Raw genomic sequence first — 15,423 nt, 5'->3', positions numbered from 1 at the left:
TCAGATGAACTTCTGCTCCTCCATCCAGTCGGCGAGGTCGTCGGCGGCCGAGCCGGACCCGTCGTCGGTGACGATGGTCCCGGCGGCCTTGGGTGGGCGCGGCTCGAAGGCGTACATGGTCGCGGCGGCGTCGCCCGCCCCGACCGCGGCGGCGTCCACGCCCAGGTCAGCCAGCGACTTGACGTCCAGCGGCTTGGACTTGGCGGCCATGATCCCCTTGAAGTTGGGGTAGCGCGGCTCGTTGATGGCCTCGACCACCGACACGACGGCGGGGAGGGTCGACTCGACGACGTCCCAACCCTCCTCGTGCTCGCGGTGGACCGTGATGGCGTCGCCGTCGATCTCCATGAACCGGGCGTAGGTCAGCGACGGCAGGTCGAGCAGCTCGGCCACGGCCGCCGGCACCAGGGACGTGCGGGCGTCGGTGGACTGGTTGCCGAAGATCACGACGTCGAACTCGACGTCGGCCAGCGCCGCCGCGATCACCCGAGCCGTCCCCAGCGCGTCGGAGCCGCTGATCGCGTCGTCGGTCACCTGGATCGCGCCGTCCAGCCCGTACGACAGGGCCTTGCGGATCGTCGACTGGGCCCCGTCGGGACCGATCAACAGGACCGTGACCTCGGCGCCGGTGGCCTCCTTGAGCTTCACGGCCTCCTCGATCGCGAACTCGTTGACCGGGCACAGCACGGTCTCGCCGGCATCACGATCCATCGTCTTGGTGTCGGCGTCGATGACCTTGTCGCCGGCGGTGTCGGGGACACGCTTGACCGGAACGATGACCTTCATGGGCGCGGGCCTTTCGGGAGACGCTCGGAGAGGTGGGGAGCCGGTGCCCGGAGGGTGGGCGGCGCACGTGCAGTGCTCCGGTCCGTCCTCCGGACGGTATCCGGCAGGGTCTTCCAGTGAAACTGGAGTGGACACTCAAAGTCAAATCGAAGAACCGCCGAGCGTGACCGAATCCTGCGGGATGCTGCGCTGATCCTTCACGCTCGGCCGGGGTCGTCGAGCGAGCGCCTCCGCCGGGCGCGCGTCAGTAGAGGCCGCGGGGGCGGTGGAGGCGGTCGTGGGTGGCCAGGGCGTAGCTGTCGGACATGCCGGCGACGTAGTCGACCGCCTGCTGCAGCGGGTGGTCGTCGGGACTGGCGTAGCCCGGGGGGATCTCGTCGGGCTGCTCGGCGAAGTGGTCGACGAGACCCCGGATCAGGCGGATCGCCTTGACGTTGTGGTCCCGGGACTCGTCCCGGAGGTAGACGTCGGCGAACATGAATGCCCGCAGGTCGTGGAAGGCCTGCAGCTGGCGGTCGTGCATGGTGATCTCGCCGGCCTCCGACGAGGCGACGACGAGGTCGGTCGTCATCGCGTCGATCCAGTTGCCGGGCTCGCCGAAGACGGCCAGCACGTGGTCGGGGACCATGTCGACGGTCAGCACGCCGGCGCGCATGGCGTCCTCGGCATCGTGGGCGAGGTAGGCGATCCGGTCCGCGAAGCGACACGCCATGCCCTCGGCCGTGCGGGGCGGCGGATCGTTGCGCCAGGACGACCCGCGGATGCCGTCGCGGGTCTCGAAGGTGAGGTTGAGCGGCTCGAGCTTGTCGACGATCCGCAACGACTGCACGGCGTGCTGCCACTCCCCCAGCGGGGCACCCAGCGTCACCATGTAGGGCGACAGGGCCTCCTCCCCGGTGTGGCCGAACGGCGAGTGCCCGAGGTCGTGGCCGAGGCAGATCGCCTCGGTCAGGGGCTCGTTGAGTCCGAGCCCGACCGCGATGGCCCGCCCGACCTGGGCGACCGCCAGGGTGTGGGTGAGCCGGGTGACGAAGTGGTCACCCTCGGGATTGAGGAACACCTGCGTCTTGTGCTTGAGCCGTCGGAACGCCTTGCTGTGCAGGATCCGGTCGCGGTCCCGCTCGAAGGCCGTCCGGAACGGGTGCGGCTCCTCGGGGTGCTCCCGACCACGCGACCGGTCGGAGGTGGTGGCGGCCGGCGACAGCCACTCGTGCTCCCAGGCGATCCGCGCGGCGCGGTCGCGCGCGATCATCCCGCCCGTCGGCGTGGCCGGCGGGTCGGACTCGGGCAGGCCGGTGGGCGTGCCGGTGGACAACGTGCGTTGGAAGCTCATGCCTGCCTCCGTCGGGTCGTGGGGTCGCGTCGTGGCGTGGCGAGCGCCGTCACGACGACCGGGATCGAGCGGGTCATGACAGGCCCGCCCCGCCGCCCACCGGGTCGGTGGTCAGCCGGGCACGCTCGTCGGGGTCCAGGTCGTCGGGCAACCCGTCGCCGTCCACGTCGCCGGTCCCGTCGGGACCCGCGATGATCCGACGTCGGATCCGACCCGAGATCGCGTCGACCAGGATCGTGGCCAGCACGACCACGACCAGGGCGAGTCCGGCACGCTCCCAGACCTTGAACTGGATGTACTGGGCGAGCAGTCCACCGATCCCGCCGGCACCCACCACGCCCAGCACGGCCGAGGCCCGGATGTTGACCTCGAAGCGGTACATCGCGAACGACGCCAGCTCGGGCAGGACCTGGGGGACCACGGCCCAGCGCAGCCGCTGCACCCCGGTCGCACCGGTCGCGTCGGCCGCCTCGATCGGTCCGTCGTCGAGCCCCTCGATGATCTCGTAGCACAGCTTGCCCAGGGTGCCGATGGAGCCCACGCCCAGGGCCATGATGCCGGCCTGGGGTCCGAGTCCGAAGATCGGGATGAACACGACGGCCAGGATGATCTCGGGCACTGCACGCAGGACGTTGAACACCTGGCGGGTCAGGAACGCGACCCAGCCCGGCACCAGGTTCTCGGCCGCGAGGAAGGCGAGCGGGATCGCGAAGATCGTCGCGATCACGGTGCCCAGCCATGCCATCGCGATCGATTCCCACATCGCCGACAGCAGGCCCGGCAGGGCGGACCAGTCGGGGTCGCGGAACATCAGTCGGACGATGGTCGCGAACTCGCCCGGCGCCTCGAGCAGGCGACTCCACTTGATGTCGGCCGACAGGCCCCAGGCCAGCAGCACCAGGACGACGACCGTCACGACCCAGCGGAAGACCTCGGTCGGCTTCTCGGGCCGCAGGAGCTCGTCGACGCGCTCGGCATCGGACGTCCTGTCCGTCGACTGGTCGGGGGGCTGCTGCCTGGTGGAGCTCACACCAGCCTCCTGCGGAACATGATCGACAGGCGCTCCACGACGAAGGTGATGGCGAAGAACAGCACGATGATGCCCCACACCTCGGGCCACCGACCGGCACTGCGGTAGAACTCGATCCGGGTGCCGATCCCGCCGGCACCCACCAGTCCCAGCACGGCCGAGGCGCGCAGGTTCAGCTCGAAGTTGTAGAGCAGGAACGAGCTGTAGGCGGGCAGGATCTGGGGCACGACCGCGGTGCGCAGCTTGGCGACGTGGGCTGCGCCGGTCGCGTCGGCTGCCTCGACGGGGCCCAGGTCGATGCCGTCGAGGACGTCACTGGTCAGCTTGGTGGTGACCGCGATCGAGAAGAACACCAGCGCGAGCAGGCCCGGCAGGACGCCGATGCCGACCATCGCGACGAACAGCAGCGCCCACAGGATGTCGGGGATCGCGCGCACGACGTTGTTGAAGGCACGGACGAGCCAGCGCACCGTCGTGGTCCGGGCCCCGACCTCGGTGCTGGCCAGGGCCAGCGGCAGCGCCGCGGCACCGCCGATGATCGTGCCGACCACGGCCATCTGCAGCGTCTCGACGAAGGCCGTCAGGGTGCGCGTGCTCGTGATGACCGACAGGTCAATGTTGAGCAGGCCGCTGATCGAGTCGTTGCGTCGCCCGAGGTCTTCGATGATCCCGTCCAGGGAGAACCCGGTCGAGACCACGGACAGGGCCGTCATCACGACGAACAGCACGCCCATCGCCACGCCGAAGCGCGACGGTGGTGGCTCGTCGGGCCGGGCGACCCGGCGGGACGGGGCGGTCGCGCTCATGCGGGGGACGTGGGCGGCGTCACGACGGCCTCGGCGTCGCCCCCGCGCTCCTCCTCGCCCATGACGTCGTCGGCCGTCAGGCTGCGTCCGTAGATGTCGCGGAAGACGTGCTCGTCGGCAGCCGAGCCCGGGCCGTCGAAGACCAGCTCGCCGTTGCGCAGGCCCACGATCCGGTCGGCGTAACGGGTCGCCAGGTCGAGGAAGTGCAGGTTGACGATGGTGGTGATGCCGAACTCGCGGTTGATCTGTTGGAGGTAGCGCATCACCGCGTGGGAGGTCGGCGGGTCCAGCGACGCGACCGGCTCGTCGGCCAGGATGATCGAGGGCTCCTGGGCCAGCGCCCGGGCGATCCCGACCCGCTGCTGCTGGCCACCCGACAGGTTCGAGGCACGCACGTACGCCTTGTCGACGATCTCGACCCGTTCGAGCGCTCGCATGGCCAGCTCGACGTCGTCGGCGGGATACATGCCCAGCAGCGTCCGCCACGTGGGAACGCGGTGCAGGCGACCCATGAGCACGTTGTTGAGGACGGTGGTGCGCTTGACCAGGTTGAAGCCCTGGAAGATCATCCCGACCTCGGCCCGCAGGTCGCGCAGGCGCCGCCCGGTCAACCCGACCACGTCGTAGGACGTGGGCTCGCCCTCGCTGCGACCACCCAGCGAGCGGCCCGGTCGGACGTCGACCTGCAGCGACCCACCCGTCAACGGGACCAGCCCGTTGACGGCACGCACCAGGGTGGACTTGCCGGCCCCGCTCAGCCCGACGATGACCACGAACTCGCCCTGTTCGATGGTCAGGTCGAGATGCTGCATGGCGTGGACGCCACCGGCGTAGGTGACGGAGGCATCGGAGAACTGGATCATGCGACGTGTCCTGGTGCGGTCGGAGTCGATCCGGCGAGCGCGACGAGGGTCGGCAACACGGTAGTGGCGACCCCTGCGACCTGCGGTGGTGGTGCGGTGGGCGCATCGCCGCGAAACCTCGTCGCCCCCGGTGATCACCAGGCCGTCGCGCGGGCCCGCCGCCCGACAGACGTCCGGGCCACCCCGCAGGATGGCCCGGACGATCACGACTGGTGCGCGGTCGCTACTCGAGTGCGTCACCCAGCTCGGCCTCGAGGTCACGGATGACGTCGAACTCGGCGTCGTTGACCTCCTGGAGACCGTCGATCTCGTAGAGGTCGTACATGACGCCGCCCTCGCCACATGCGCCCTCGTCGTTGCAGATCTCGACCAGGGCGTCGGTGATGGCCTGGGTGCCGGCCTCGTCGATGCTGCTGGCGACGGCGAAGCCGTCGTTGGGGATCGGCGCCGACCACCCGAACACGACGACCTGCTGGCCGACGTCGGGGGCCTGCTCGACCAGCTCGCCACGGGCGTCGTTGAACGACACACCGACGGCCGCGTCACCGTCGTAGACGGCCTGGACCGCGACGTCGTGGCCACCGGCGAAGGTGCCGTCGATGTCGTCGAGCGGGTCCACGCCGGCCTCGAGCAGCTGCAGCGCCGGGATGGCGTAGCCGGAGGTCGAGCCCTGGTCGACGAAGGCGACCGTCTGGCCGGCGACGTTGGACAGCGCGTCCTGGCCGATCGGCTCCTCCGGGAGCGTCCCGTCGGCGCTGTAGGCCTCCTGGGCCTCGGCGACGCCGTTGCAGAACAGGTACGGCTCGCCCTCCTCCTGTTCGATCGCGACCGGCTCGTCCTCGCAGTAGGTGTCGGGGTCGTTGGTGAACCACTGGGTGACGTAGCTGAACGAGCCGAACCGCTCGGACTGCAGGATCATGGTCGCGTCGGCCTGCTCCTCGGACTGGACCATCTGGCGCGGACCGAGGCCACCTGCGACGTGGGCCTGGCCCGACGACAGCGCGGCGATGACGCCGGCGTAGTCGGTGGGCACGAGGGCCTCGACGGTGACGCCCAGCTTCTCCGACATCATGTCGGCCAGCGGCTGGGCGGTCTCGATCAGGCCACCGGTCTCCTGGGACGGGGTGAGGGTGAACACCAGCGGGTCCGGCAGCCCGGCGGCCGCGCCCTCCGTGGATGCCTCGGACGACGACATGTCCTCGGTCGGGGCCATCGACTCGGACATGTCCTCGGTGGCGGTCTCGGTGGCGCCCGAGGGCTCGGTGGTCTCTTCGGCGGGGTCGTCGCCCCCGCAGGCGGTCAGGACGAGTGCACTGGCGGTGGCCAGCGCGAGGAGTGCGCGACGCTTCATCTGGAGGTTCCTTGGACTGGGATCTCGGGCGGGCGGCGGACGACGGGGCGGGCGGTCGGCCCGGCCGTGGGAACCGACGCCTCCCTCGGCAACGATCGCGATCGTAGTGGACCTCCTCGGAGGCGTTCCGTGGCTGCTCGGTGTGCGCTCACCCCCGCAACGGTGCGCGCAGGCGGACGGACGTGGACGTCCCGTAGGCTGCGGAAGGCACCGGCCGGACGTCGGGGACACCGCGCGGCGGGACGGTGCGGCGCGTGCCGCGATGCGGCCGGAGCGACGCGTCCGGGCCCGACGCCGACCGGAGGAGCGCCGTGGACCACGACGTCGGGAACGACGCTCCCGCGACCGCCACGCAGATGGTCGTCGGGCACGCCGATCCGCCCCCCGGTCCCGGCCGGGTCGCGGGCGACGACGACGGCGGCCCCAGCCGTCGCGGGTGGCCCCTGGTCGCGGGCGTGGTGGTCGTCCTGGTCGCCGCCGCACTGGTGCTGGCCCGACCGAGCGAGCGGCCAGACGTGTCCGTGCGTGACTGGCGGTCCGACGAGTGGGTCACGGCACCTGCGGCACCCTCCGGACCGATCGCCGAGCGCTGGTCCCACGTCCTGCCGACCGACCGTGTCCTGGTGGGCTTCGCGCCGGTCGACGGCCACCTCGTGGTGGCGAGCCGCGACCGGCTCCGGTCCCCCGAGGACGACCGCGTGGTGGTCGAGTCCCTGGCCGACGGCGACGGGACCCGGACCTGGCGCCGCGAGGTGCCCGATCGCGACACCGTCGTCATGCTGTCCGACGGTGCCGAGACCCACCTGCTGGCCAACGTCGTCCCCTTCGGCGACCCGGAGGGCCGCTCGGCCTGGGCCGGGAGCGGCGTGGCGATGCTCGACGCGGCCACCGGCGAGGTGCAATGGACGGCCGACCTGGGGCGGGATGCCGGCGTCGAACTCCAGCCGGACGGTGACCTGGTCGTCCAGGACGCCTCCGGTGTCCGGATGGTGGACGCCGGGTCCGGCGCCATCCGCCTGTCATGGCCTGCCCTCGACATCGGTGACGAAGACTCGGCGGACGGGCGTCGCGCCTGGCGCGAGGGTGGCGCATGGATCGTGCCGACACCGGACGGGGTGGGAGATCGCCGACGACGACGGGACCGTGGAGTTCGCGGTGCCCGGGCCGAACACCTGGCCGGCGGTGGACCGCGACGTGGTCGTCGTGGGCGACGGCTCACAGCTGGTCGCCCGGCGGCGGCCCGGCGGCGAGATCGCCTGGCGTGCCGAGCTCGGTGACCGCCTGCTGTGGATCGACCTGCTGGACCGAGGTGTCCGAGGGCCGGACGACCCGGTCCGCCTGGTCGCGCACCTCGGCGACGGGCCCCCCGGCGACGACCAGGCACTGATGCAGGAGCGGTCCGTCCTGGTCGTCGATGGCCGGGTCGTCGGTCCCTGGGACCCACGGACCGCCTCGGCGCCGACGTCCCTGGGTCGCCTGTCCGTCGAGGTGGACGGTCGTCGATTGGCCGTCTGTCGGTCCCTGCCACCCGAGTTCGGGCCGGCGTCGGCAGCGACGTGCCCGGCGGACCTCGCGTTGCTCGACGGCGACGAGGAGGTGCTCGCGACCGCGGTCGCGCCACTGGCTGCCACCGTTCCGATCATGGTGATCGGGGGCTGGCAGGCGACGGACGCCGGTCTCGTCGTCATCGGGGAGGAGAACGTGGTGTTGCGGGGCTGGGCGGACCTCTCGGCGACCTGGGAGGTCGACCTCCCCGCCAACGCGACCATGGACCAGGCGACCGTGGTCACCACGACACGCGGTGTCGCGATCTCGGCTCCCGGCTCCGATCCTCCCCGGGTCACCTGGTACGGCTGACGTGCCCGGGCGGCCCGGCCATCGACCGGGGTGCCGACGGGCCACCGTCCTACGCTGCGGGCGAGGGTGACCGTGCGGGGCGGGACACCCACGGACTGGTGGCCCACCCGGCCGGCGCGCCGGGGTCGTCGACGACCGGACGCAGCAATGACCGCTCCCCGACCGGGCACCCGGGCCCGCGATCCCTCGCCCGGCGCCAGGGCGGCCGACGCCCCGGCACCGACCCCCACCCCGATGGTGGTCGAGCAGTCATCGCTCGGCCACGCCTCGGACGCCCGGTCCGGCACGACCCGCCCCGGCACCGGTCACCGACCGATCCGGCCCTGGACGGTCGTCACGCTGGTCGCGGTCCTCGCGGCGGCGGGCATCCTCCTGGCGACCCGCGAGCCGGCACGTCCCGACGTCCAGTACGTCGACTGGTACACCGGGGCGCTCGCCACGGCCCCGGGAGCGCCCGACGGCCCCCTCCAGCAACGCTGGTCGAGTCCCGTGCCCCGTGACCGTGAGCTGGTCGGGGTCGACGTCGTCGCCCGGACGGTGGTCGTGGTCACGCGTCCCCGACTGGGCACCGGCAGCGGGGGCGCACCCGAGGGAAGCGTGGTGGCGACCGGCCACGACCCGGTGGACGGCGCGTCGGTGTGGCGCCGAACCATCGACGAGACCCGACCTGCCGTGGTCGTCCTCGACGACGACCAGCCCGTGCTCGTGGCCAACATGGGCGACGACGGCGCGGTCGCCGACCGCTTCGTGTGGGACCGGACGAGCGTGGTCGCACTGGACCCGACCGACGGCACGACCCGATGGCGCCACGACTTCCCCGACGGTGACGGCACCGTCCGGGTGCGTCCCGACGGAGCCGTGGTCCTCGGAGACGGCGGCGGCGTGGCCGAGGTCGACGGCGGCACCGGGAACCAGGTCCTGGCGTGGCAGGCCGTCACGGGGCCGGACGGGGCCCCACCGCGGTACGCCCGTCGGTACGAACACGGCTGGGCGGTCCCGGTCGCGACCGGCTGGCAGGTCGCCGACCTCGACGGCGCGGTCGAGTTCACAGCCCCGGAGGCCGACGGCCCGCCCCACGTCGACGAGACCCTGGCCGTGGTCCGCAGCGGCACCGAACTCGTCGCGCACGAGCGGCCCACCGGGGCGATCGCGTGGCGGGTCGACCTGGGTGGCGAGGTGCGCTGGCTGGAGCAGGTCACGTCGACCACCCCGACGCCCAGCAGCTGGCTGGTGGGTGTCCGGGGTGCGGGCGACGACCCCCCGACGATGGATCCGGTCCTGGTCCGGGACGGCCGCGTGGTCGATGGATCGGGACCGGCCTCGGCACTGGGCGAGGTCACCGGGGCACGCATGGGCGTGGTCGTGGACGACCGACCCCTGACCCTGTGTCGGCGACTGGACACCGGGGCGGGCGGGTCGCGTCCGGCGTGTCCCGACCAGCTCGCGCTGCTGGACGCCGACGACGGGGTCCAGGCACGCCAGCCGTCGGTCGGCACGTCGGACCTCGACCCGTCCCTGACCTGGCAGGCGACCGACCTGGGTGTCCTGACGATCGAAGGAGAGGTCGTCCGGCTGTCGTCGTGGACCGGGCTGTCCGAGGTCTGGACCATCCCGCTGGAGCGTCCGATCCTGCGCCCGGTCCGCGTGGCGACCGACGCGATCGGGGTGGCGGTCGCACGCAACGACGTGGGTCCGGCCCGGGTCACCTGGTACGGCTGAGGCCCGTCAGCCGGCCAGGTCGTCGACCACCGCGGCGAAATTGGCCCAGTCGTGGACGTCGACCGCTCCTTCGACGGGGTCGTTCCACGCCCGCACGAACCGGCACACCGTCGCCGAGGACCGCTTCCTCGCCAGCGTGGGCAGGACCTTCGGCGAGTCGTCGAGGTAGACGTCGCAGTCGACCTCCCACTTCGCGTCGAGCATGTGGACCTCGCGGGTCGGCAGGGCGTGGTCCGCGATCCAGTGATAGGTGTCGTGGATGGCCCACCACGGCTTGGAGGTCAGGATCACGACCTCGTGACCGGACCGCGCCAGCCGGTCGAGGGTCTCGACCGCCCCCGGATAGGGGTCCAGATGACGGAAGATGCTGGCCCGACGGTCGCCGCCGCGCGCCCACCACCAGAACTCGCCCATCGAGCGGAACCCGCCGACCTCGTGCAGGTCGTCCCACCCCGTCACGAGTTCCGGGGTCAGCTCGGTGCCGTGCTCGTCCGCATGCAGGCGCATCCAGCCGGCATTGAAGTCCGCGACGACCCCGTCCAGGTCGATCCCCAGTCGCACGACTCCCCCGGTCCCTCGGTGCACGCGAAGTCGTCACCGTAGCGTGGGCGGCTGCCCGGACACCCGGAGCCCACACGCGGGCGCGCTCGGCTCCGCGACCCGTCGAGGGCGATAGCGTGGATCCACGGCGGTCCACCTCGGGGGTGCCCATGTCGACCCAGCGGGTGGTGCCCGACGGCGTCGACCACGAGGCCGTGCGTTCCCCGTCGGACGCCGCGTCGCCGCCGACCACCGGCATGGCGGTGGGGTCGGTGACGGCGGTCGACCCGGTCGCCGCGCCACCGACCCGACGACGGCGTCTGCCGGGTCGTCCGCGCTCGCTGGTGGTCGCCTCGGTGGTCGCCGTAGTGGTCGTCGGGGTGCTGTGGTGGCCCGAGCCGGGGCCGCCAGCCCTGGTCCCCGACGCGGTCGGTGCCACGCCCCGGGCCCCCTCCGGATCGGTCGCATGGCGGTGGACCCTCCCCCAGGAGGGATCGGTCCAGTACCTCGACGTCGTCGAGGACCGGCTCCTGGTCCTGGACCTGCACCGCCCCACGACCGGCGACGACGCGCCGCCGACACCCGTCCAGCGCCTCCGGTCTCTCGACGTCGTGGACGGCGTGACGCGGTGGCAGCACAGGATGCTGGGCAACGAGGCGGTCGTGCTGGTCGACGACCGAGCCGGCGTGACCACGGTCGTCCCGACCGCCCTGGGCTCCCCGGCGGTCGTGGTCGCGCTGGACATGGCCACCGGCCTGGCCCGGTGGCGCGTCGTGGTCGACGACGTCGACGGCATCGACACCGACGGCGGCCGGATCGTGGCCCATGGCGATCGCGGGTGCGTCGTCCTGGACCCCTCCGACGGCACGCCGCTGCAACGGCTGGACGGAGGCCGATGCCTGCCCTGGGGCACCACGCTGGCCCGCTCCGGCCCGGACGGCTGGGAGCTGTGGGGGGACGGCGAAGCGGTCGGCCCGCCCGTCCCGGGCTCCCAGCCACCGGTCGCGCTGGACGACGGCGTCGTCGTCGCGACGGACCGGCAGGTCGTGGCCACGACCCTGGGGGGTGCACCCCGCTGGCAGGTCCGCACCGAGGAGCCGGCCAGGGTCGTGCGACCGTTCCCCTCCCTGGGCGTGCGGGTCGACGGGCTCACGACGAGCACGATCCTGTCGGCGGAGGGTCGTCTCCTCGCGGAGGTGCCCTGGTGGTACCGCGGCGTCGTGGACGAGCGAGGCCTGGTGTTCCTCGACGTGCCGACCGGCCTGGACCGCACCGGGCCCCCGGTGGTCCGCGTGGTCGGCGGTGACGGACAGGTCCTGGCCGCGACGGACGTCGACCCGGAGGCCACCGGGATCGACCCGGTGACACCCGGCGTCGCCGAGGGCGTGATCGCGACCTCGGCCAGCGTCGCGGTCGCGGCACGGGTCGCCCCCAGCATGTTCTGCCCACCCGTCGCCGTGACCTGTCGCGCGCGACGATGGCCAGCCGTGCGCCTGACCGCCGACGGGGTGCTGATGGAGTCGAGCGGGACCCTGGCGCTGCACGACCTGCGGACGCTCGCCCCACGCTGGGAGGTCGACCTCGACGGCGCATCGGTGGACGCGCTGGCCGCCGGCCGCCGAGGCGTCGTCGCGCTGGTCACCGGTCCCGAGGGCAGGACCTGGCTGCGTGGCTACGCCTAGGACCCGCGACCACGCCGGACGGGTCGGCTGGTTCACTGGGCACATGAACCCACCTGACGTCCCCCCGCCCGACCCGACCCGATCGACCGAGGTCGAGGCCGGCGCGCCGACGCCGCTGCCACTGACCGGCGAGCGCACCGGGCCCGACGTGCCCGACGAGAACTACTGGTTCCGCCGCCACGTCGCCGCCTACGACCATGTCGCGGCGGCGATCCACGGCACCGTCCTGGATGCCGGCTGCGGCGAGGGCTACGGCCTGCCGATCCTGCTGGCCGCCGGCGCTCGTGGGGTCATCGGCGCCGAGCTCGACCCGACCACGGCCGAGCACGCCCGGCGTCGCTACGCCGACGACAGCGTGGCGGAGATCGACGTCATCGAGGCCGACCTCGCCGAGCTTCCCCTGGTCGACACGACCCTGGACGCCGCGGTCTGCCTGCAGGTGGTCGAGCACCTCACCGAGCCGGACGAGGCCATGGCCGAGCTGGTGCGCGTGGTCCATCCCGGTGGCCTGGTGGCGGTGTCGACGCCCAACCGCACGACCTTCACCCCGGCGGGCAGTCCACGCAACCCGTTCCACGTCCGCGAGTACGACGCCGTGGAGCTCGCCGAGCTGCTGGACCGTGCGGGCCTGGTGGACGTCCGGGTCCTGGGGCTGCACCACGGGCCGCGGCTCGCGGCCGCCCTGGCCCCGCTGGGCGACGACCCGGTGGCCGCCCTGGCCGACCCCGACCGGTGGGACGGGCCGCTCCGGGCCCTGGTCCACGGTGTCCGGGCCGACGACTTCACCGTGGTGGCCGACGACGTCGCGTCGGTCGGCGACAGCCTCGACCTGGTGGCCTGGGGCCGCGTCCTCGGATGATCACGACGACGAGTCGGGAAACGCCGGATCAGGCGTCCTCGTCGCCGCCACGCGTGAACAGCCACACCACCAGCGCGACCAGGGCTGCCACGCCGAGCACGGGGACGACCCGCTTGGCCACGCTCCCGCCGGCGACGTCCATCAGGTCCAGCGCCTCGACCTCGGGCTCGGTGTCGGCGATCCGGCGTGGCGCCGAGGCCGTCGCGGCCTGCTGGGCAGCAGCCGACGCCTGGGCCGGGGTCGTCGCCGACGGCGCGTCCACCGGCTCGTCGCCGACGTCGGGCACGGCGGTCCCGGTCGGCTCGTCCGCCTCGGCGCCATCCGTCGCACCGGTGTCGCCCGCGACGACGGCGTCCGCGTCGTTCGCGTCCTCGTCGTCGGAGGACGTGTCGAGCTTGCGGGACAGGCAGTCGGCGAACGCGTCGATGATCTTCTTGCCGACGTCACCCATCACCCCGCGCCCGAACTGGGCCGGCTTGCCGGTGATGTTGAGGGCGGTGACCACGGTCACCTCGGTGCCGTCCTCGACCTCGCGCAGCGAGGCGGACACGTCGGCGTTGGCGGTGCCGCCGCCACGGGCCTCGTTGCCCTTGGCCTCGATGGTCGCGGAGTGGGCCTCCGGGTCCTTGTCGACCACCGTGGCCGTTCCGCGGTAGGTCAGGCTCATCGGGCCGACCTTGACCTTGACCTTGCCGGTGTAGACGTCCCCGTCGACGCTCTCGAGCTTGGCACCCGGCATGCAGGGTGCGACCGTCTCGAGGTCGGTCAACGTCGCGAACGCCTCGTCGATCCCCGCCGGAATGGTGAAGGTGTTCGTGAACTCCATGGGCTGCTCCTGATGGTCTGGACCCTGTTCGCGAGGGTAGTGAGACGACCGTCCCGGAACGCCGCCTGCGACGCCGGGATCGGCCACCTCGGTCAGCTCGACTCGATGCGCAGCCAGCGGTAGCCGTGCCCGGCCAGGTCGACGACGAGCCGGGACCCGTCGGCCTCGACGTGCTGGTCTCCCAGCAGGTCCCGCGCCACCTGCCAGTCCTCGACGTCGGGATCGACGTCGACGTGGGACGGGGTCGCGGCGAGGTTGTGCAGCGTGAGCACCGTCTCGTCGTCCAGCACGTGGCGCACGCCCAGCACCGCGGTGTGACCGGTGTCGACGACCTCCCACTCGCCCCAGCCCAGGATCGGCAGGTCCCGTCGGTGCCGGATCATCCGCTCGAACCAGTTGAGCAGTGAGTCCGGGTCGGCCTGCTGGTCGCGGACGTTGACGTGGTCGGGGTCGAAGTCGCCCTCGGGCGGGGGTCGACGCACCTGGTCGCGGTCGGCGCTGGTGAACCCGCCGGTCGGGCCTGGCTGCCACTGCATGCTGGTCCGCACGGAGCGACGACCCTCGACCGCCAGGTTCTCGCCCATCCCGATCTCCTCGCCGTAGAAGATCGTCGGCGTGCCGGGCAGGGCGAACAGCAGGCTGTAGACCAGCCGGATCCGCCGCTCGTCGCCGTCGAGCATCGGGGGGAGGCGCCGACGCAGCCCGCGGTCGTACACCTGCATGTCGGGATCGGGACCGAACGCGGCGAAGACCTCCTCGCGCTCGGCGTCGGTCAGCTTGTCCAGCGTCAGCTCGTCGTGGTTGCGCACGAACGTCGCCCACTGCCCCTCGTCGGGGATGTCGGGCAGGGACCGCAATCCGTCCGCCAGCGGGCCGGCGTCGCCGCGGGCCAAGGACAGGTACATCGTCTGCATGCCGATGAAGTTGAACAGCATCTGGAGCTCGTCGCCGTCCTCGTCACCGAAGAACTCGCGTTGCTGCTCGGGTTCGAGGTTGACCTCGCCCAGCATGATCGCGCCACCGCTGCGCCGGGTCATGAACGCGCACAGGTCCCGCAGGTAGTCGTGCGGCGCGAGCTCCATGGTCTCGTCGATGCCGTCGGTCTCGAGGAAGAAGGGCACGGCGTCGACCCGGAAGCCGGACAAGCCCTGGGCGAGCCAGAAGCCGATGACCTTGCGGATCTCGTCGCGCACGGCCTCGTTGGCGACGTTGAGGTCGGGCTGGTGGTGGTAGAAGCGGTGGTGGTAGTACTGCCCGGCCACCTCGTCGTAGGTCCAGGCGGACTCCTGCTCGCCGGGGAACACCACGCCGTGCGGGCCGTCCTCCGGGACCTCGTCGCGCCACACGTAGAAGTCGCGCAACGGCGAGTCGGGGTCCTGGCGCGCCTCCTGGAACCACGGGTGCTGGTCCGAGGTGTGGTTGACGACCAGGTCGCTGATGACCCGCATCCCACGGTCGGCGGCGGTGCGGACGAACTCCGTGAAGTCACCGAAGGTGCCCAGCGACTCGTCGATCGCGTAGTGGTCGGTCAGGTCGTAGCCGTCGTCACGGTTGGGGGTGGGGTAGAACGGCATCAGCCACAGGCAGGTCACGCCCAGTCCGGCCAGGTGGTCCAGCCGCTGGGTCAGCCCGAGGAAGTCGCCGACCCCGTCACCGTTGCCGTCGGCGTAGGTCTCGACGTCGAGGCAGTACACCACGGCGTTCTTCCACCACAGGTCGGAGGTGCGAGCGAGGTTCACGGGAATCCTTGGTGGTCGTGTTCTTGGGCGTG

Annotated in this window: 14 protein-coding genes; 5 read left to right on the top strand and 9 right to left on the bottom strand. The window is 72.2% G+C overall.

Annotated elements, in window-relative coordinates; translation table 11 throughout:
• From KR546_RS11400 to phnD, 6 genes are all read right to left on the bottom strand, one after another.
• Positions 1-786 (bottom strand): electron transfer flavoprotein subunit beta/FixA family protein, encoded by a 786-nt coding sequence (locus tag KR546_RS11400; protein ID WP_238444834.1) that lies wholly within the window; start codon positions 784-786, stop codon positions 1-3.
• A gap of 244 nt (positions 787-1,030) precedes the next feature.
• A complete protein-coding gene (locus KR546_RS11395) occupies positions 1,031-2,119 on the bottom strand; it encodes an HD domain-containing protein (protein WP_238444833.1) in 1,089 nt (362 codons plus the stop codon).
• A gap of 73 nt (positions 2,120-2,192) precedes the next feature.
• Entirely contained in the window at positions 2,193-3,149 is a 957-nt protein-coding gene (gene phnE, locus KR546_RS11390) for a phosphonate ABC transporter, permease protein PhnE (RefSeq protein ID WP_238444832.1), read from the bottom strand.
• Positions 3,146-3,955 (bottom strand): phosphonate ABC transporter, permease protein PhnE, encoded by an 810-nt coding sequence (phnE, locus tag KR546_RS11385; RefSeq protein ID WP_238444831.1) that lies wholly within the window; start codon positions 3,953-3,955, stop codon positions 3,146-3,148. The genes phnE (KR546_RS11390) and phnE (KR546_RS11385) overlap by 4 nt, the downstream gene beginning before the upstream one ends.
• Entirely contained in the window at positions 3,952-4,818 is an 867-nt protein-coding gene (phnC, locus tag KR546_RS11380; protein WP_238444830.1) for a phosphonate ABC transporter ATP-binding protein, read from the bottom strand. The genes phnE (KR546_RS11385) and phnC overlap by 4 nt, the downstream gene beginning before the upstream one ends.
• A 223-nt stretch (positions 4,819-5,041) precedes the next feature.
• A complete protein-coding gene (gene phnD, locus KR546_RS11375; protein ID WP_238444829.1) occupies positions 5,042-6,169 on the bottom strand; it encodes a phosphate/phosphite/phosphonate ABC transporter substrate-binding protein in 1,128 nt (375 codons plus the stop codon).
• 311 nt (positions 6,170-6,480) lie between these two features.
• On the opposite strand from phnD, the gene KR546_RS11370 reads away from it, so the two are divergent.
• From KR546_RS11370 to KR546_RS11360, 3 genes are all read left to right on the top strand, one after another.
• Complete coding sequence (locus tag KR546_RS11370) at positions 6,481-7,446, top strand: hypothetical protein (protein WP_238444828.1); 966 nt, start codon at positions 6,481-6,483, stop codon at positions 7,444-7,446.
• The gene (locus tag KR546_RS11365; protein ID WP_238444827.1) at positions 7,373-8,026 is read left to right on the top strand and encodes a hypothetical protein; all 654 of its coding nucleotides are present in this window, start codon (positions 7,373-7,375) and stop codon (positions 8,024-8,026) included. Before KR546_RS11370 ends, KR546_RS11365 begins: the two co-directional genes overlap by 74 nt.
• 147 nt (positions 8,027-8,173) lie before the next feature.
• Positions 8,174-9,745: an outer membrane protein assembly factor BamB family protein gene (locus KR546_RS11360; RefSeq protein ID WP_238444826.1), complete on the top strand. Its 1,572-nt coding sequence runs from the start codon at positions 8,174-8,176 to the stop codon at positions 9,743-9,745.
• A 6-nt stretch (positions 9,746-9,751) separates the two neighbouring features.
• Here KR546_RS11360 and KR546_RS11355 read toward each other — a convergent pair whose 3' ends face one another.
• A complete protein-coding gene (locus tag KR546_RS11355) occupies positions 9,752-10,330 on the bottom strand; it encodes a 5' nucleotidase, NT5C type (protein ID WP_238444825.1) in 579 nt (192 codons plus the stop codon).
• 125 nt (positions 10,331-10,455) lie between these two features.
• Here KR546_RS11355 and KR546_RS11350 point away from each other — a divergent pair, with 125 nt between their 5' ends.
• Entirely contained in the window at positions 10,456-11,967 is a 1,512-nt protein-coding gene (locus KR546_RS11350; protein WP_238444824.1) for a hypothetical protein, read from the top strand.
• A gap of 43 nt (positions 11,968-12,010) precedes the next feature.
• Complete coding sequence (locus KR546_RS11345) at positions 12,011-12,826, top strand: class I SAM-dependent methyltransferase (RefSeq protein WP_238444823.1); 816 nt, start codon at positions 12,011-12,013, stop codon at positions 12,824-12,826.
• A gap of 28 nt (positions 12,827-12,854) precedes the next feature.
• On the opposite strand, the gene KR546_RS11340 is transcribed toward KR546_RS11345, so the two are convergent.
• Both KR546_RS11340 and KR546_RS11335 read right to left on the bottom strand, forming a co-directional pair.
• Entirely contained in the window at positions 12,855-13,652 is a 798-nt protein-coding gene (locus KR546_RS11340) for an SRPBCC family protein (RefSeq protein ID WP_238444822.1), read from the bottom strand.
• Between the two features lie 92 nt (positions 13,653-13,744).
• Positions 13,745-15,391, bottom strand: a complete 1,647-nt coding sequence (locus KR546_RS11335; RefSeq protein ID WP_238444821.1) for an alpha-amylase family protein — start codon at positions 15,389-15,391, stop codon at positions 13,745-13,747.
• Between the last annotated feature and the right edge of the window lie 32 nt (positions 15,392-15,423).

Source organism: Salsipaludibacter albus (genome assembly GCF_019798055.1).
Lineage (GTDB): Bacteria > Actinomycetota > Nitriliruptoria > Nitriliruptorales > Nitriliruptoraceae > Salsipaludibacter > Salsipaludibacter albus.
The sequence above is the reverse complement of the archived record's forward strand: the minus strand, read 5'-3'. Positions and strand labels throughout refer to the sequence as shown.

Excerpts from the sequence above, each read along its gene's own strand:
- KR546_RS11400 (WP_238444834.1), bottom strand. The coding sequence starts at position 786 with ATGAAGGTCATCGTTCCGGTCAAGCGTGTCCCCGACACCGCCGGCGAC.
- KR546_RS11360 (WP_238444826.1), top strand. The coding sequence starts at position 8,174 with ATGACCGCTCCCCGACCGGGCACCCGGGCCCGCGATCCCTCGCCCGGC.
- phnC (WP_238444830.1), bottom strand. The coding sequence starts at position 4,818 with ATGATCCAGTTCTCCGATGCCTCCGTCACCTACGCCGGTGGCGTCCAC.
- KR546_RS11395 (WP_238444833.1), bottom strand. The coding sequence starts at position 2,119 with ATGAGCTTCCAACGCACGTTGTCCACCGGCACGCCCACCGGCCTGCCC.
- KR546_RS11340 (WP_238444822.1), bottom strand. The coding sequence starts at position 13,652 with ATGGAGTTCACGAACACCTTCACCATTCCGGCGGGGATCGACGAGGCG.
- KR546_RS11350 (WP_238444824.1), top strand. The coding sequence starts at position 10,456 with ATGTCGACCCAGCGGGTGGTGCCCGACGGCGTCGACCACGAGGCCGTG.
- phnD (WP_238444829.1), bottom strand. The coding sequence starts at position 6,169 with ATGAAGCGTCGCGCACTCCTCGCGCTGGCCACCGCCAGTGCACTCGTC.
- KR546_RS11345 (WP_238444823.1), top strand. The coding sequence starts at position 12,011 with ATGAACCCACCTGACGTCCCCCCGCCCGACCCGACCCGATCGACCGAG.
- phnE (WP_238444831.1), bottom strand. The coding sequence starts at position 3,955 with ATGAGCGCGACCGCCCCGTCCCGCCGGGTCGCCCGGCCCGACGAGCCA.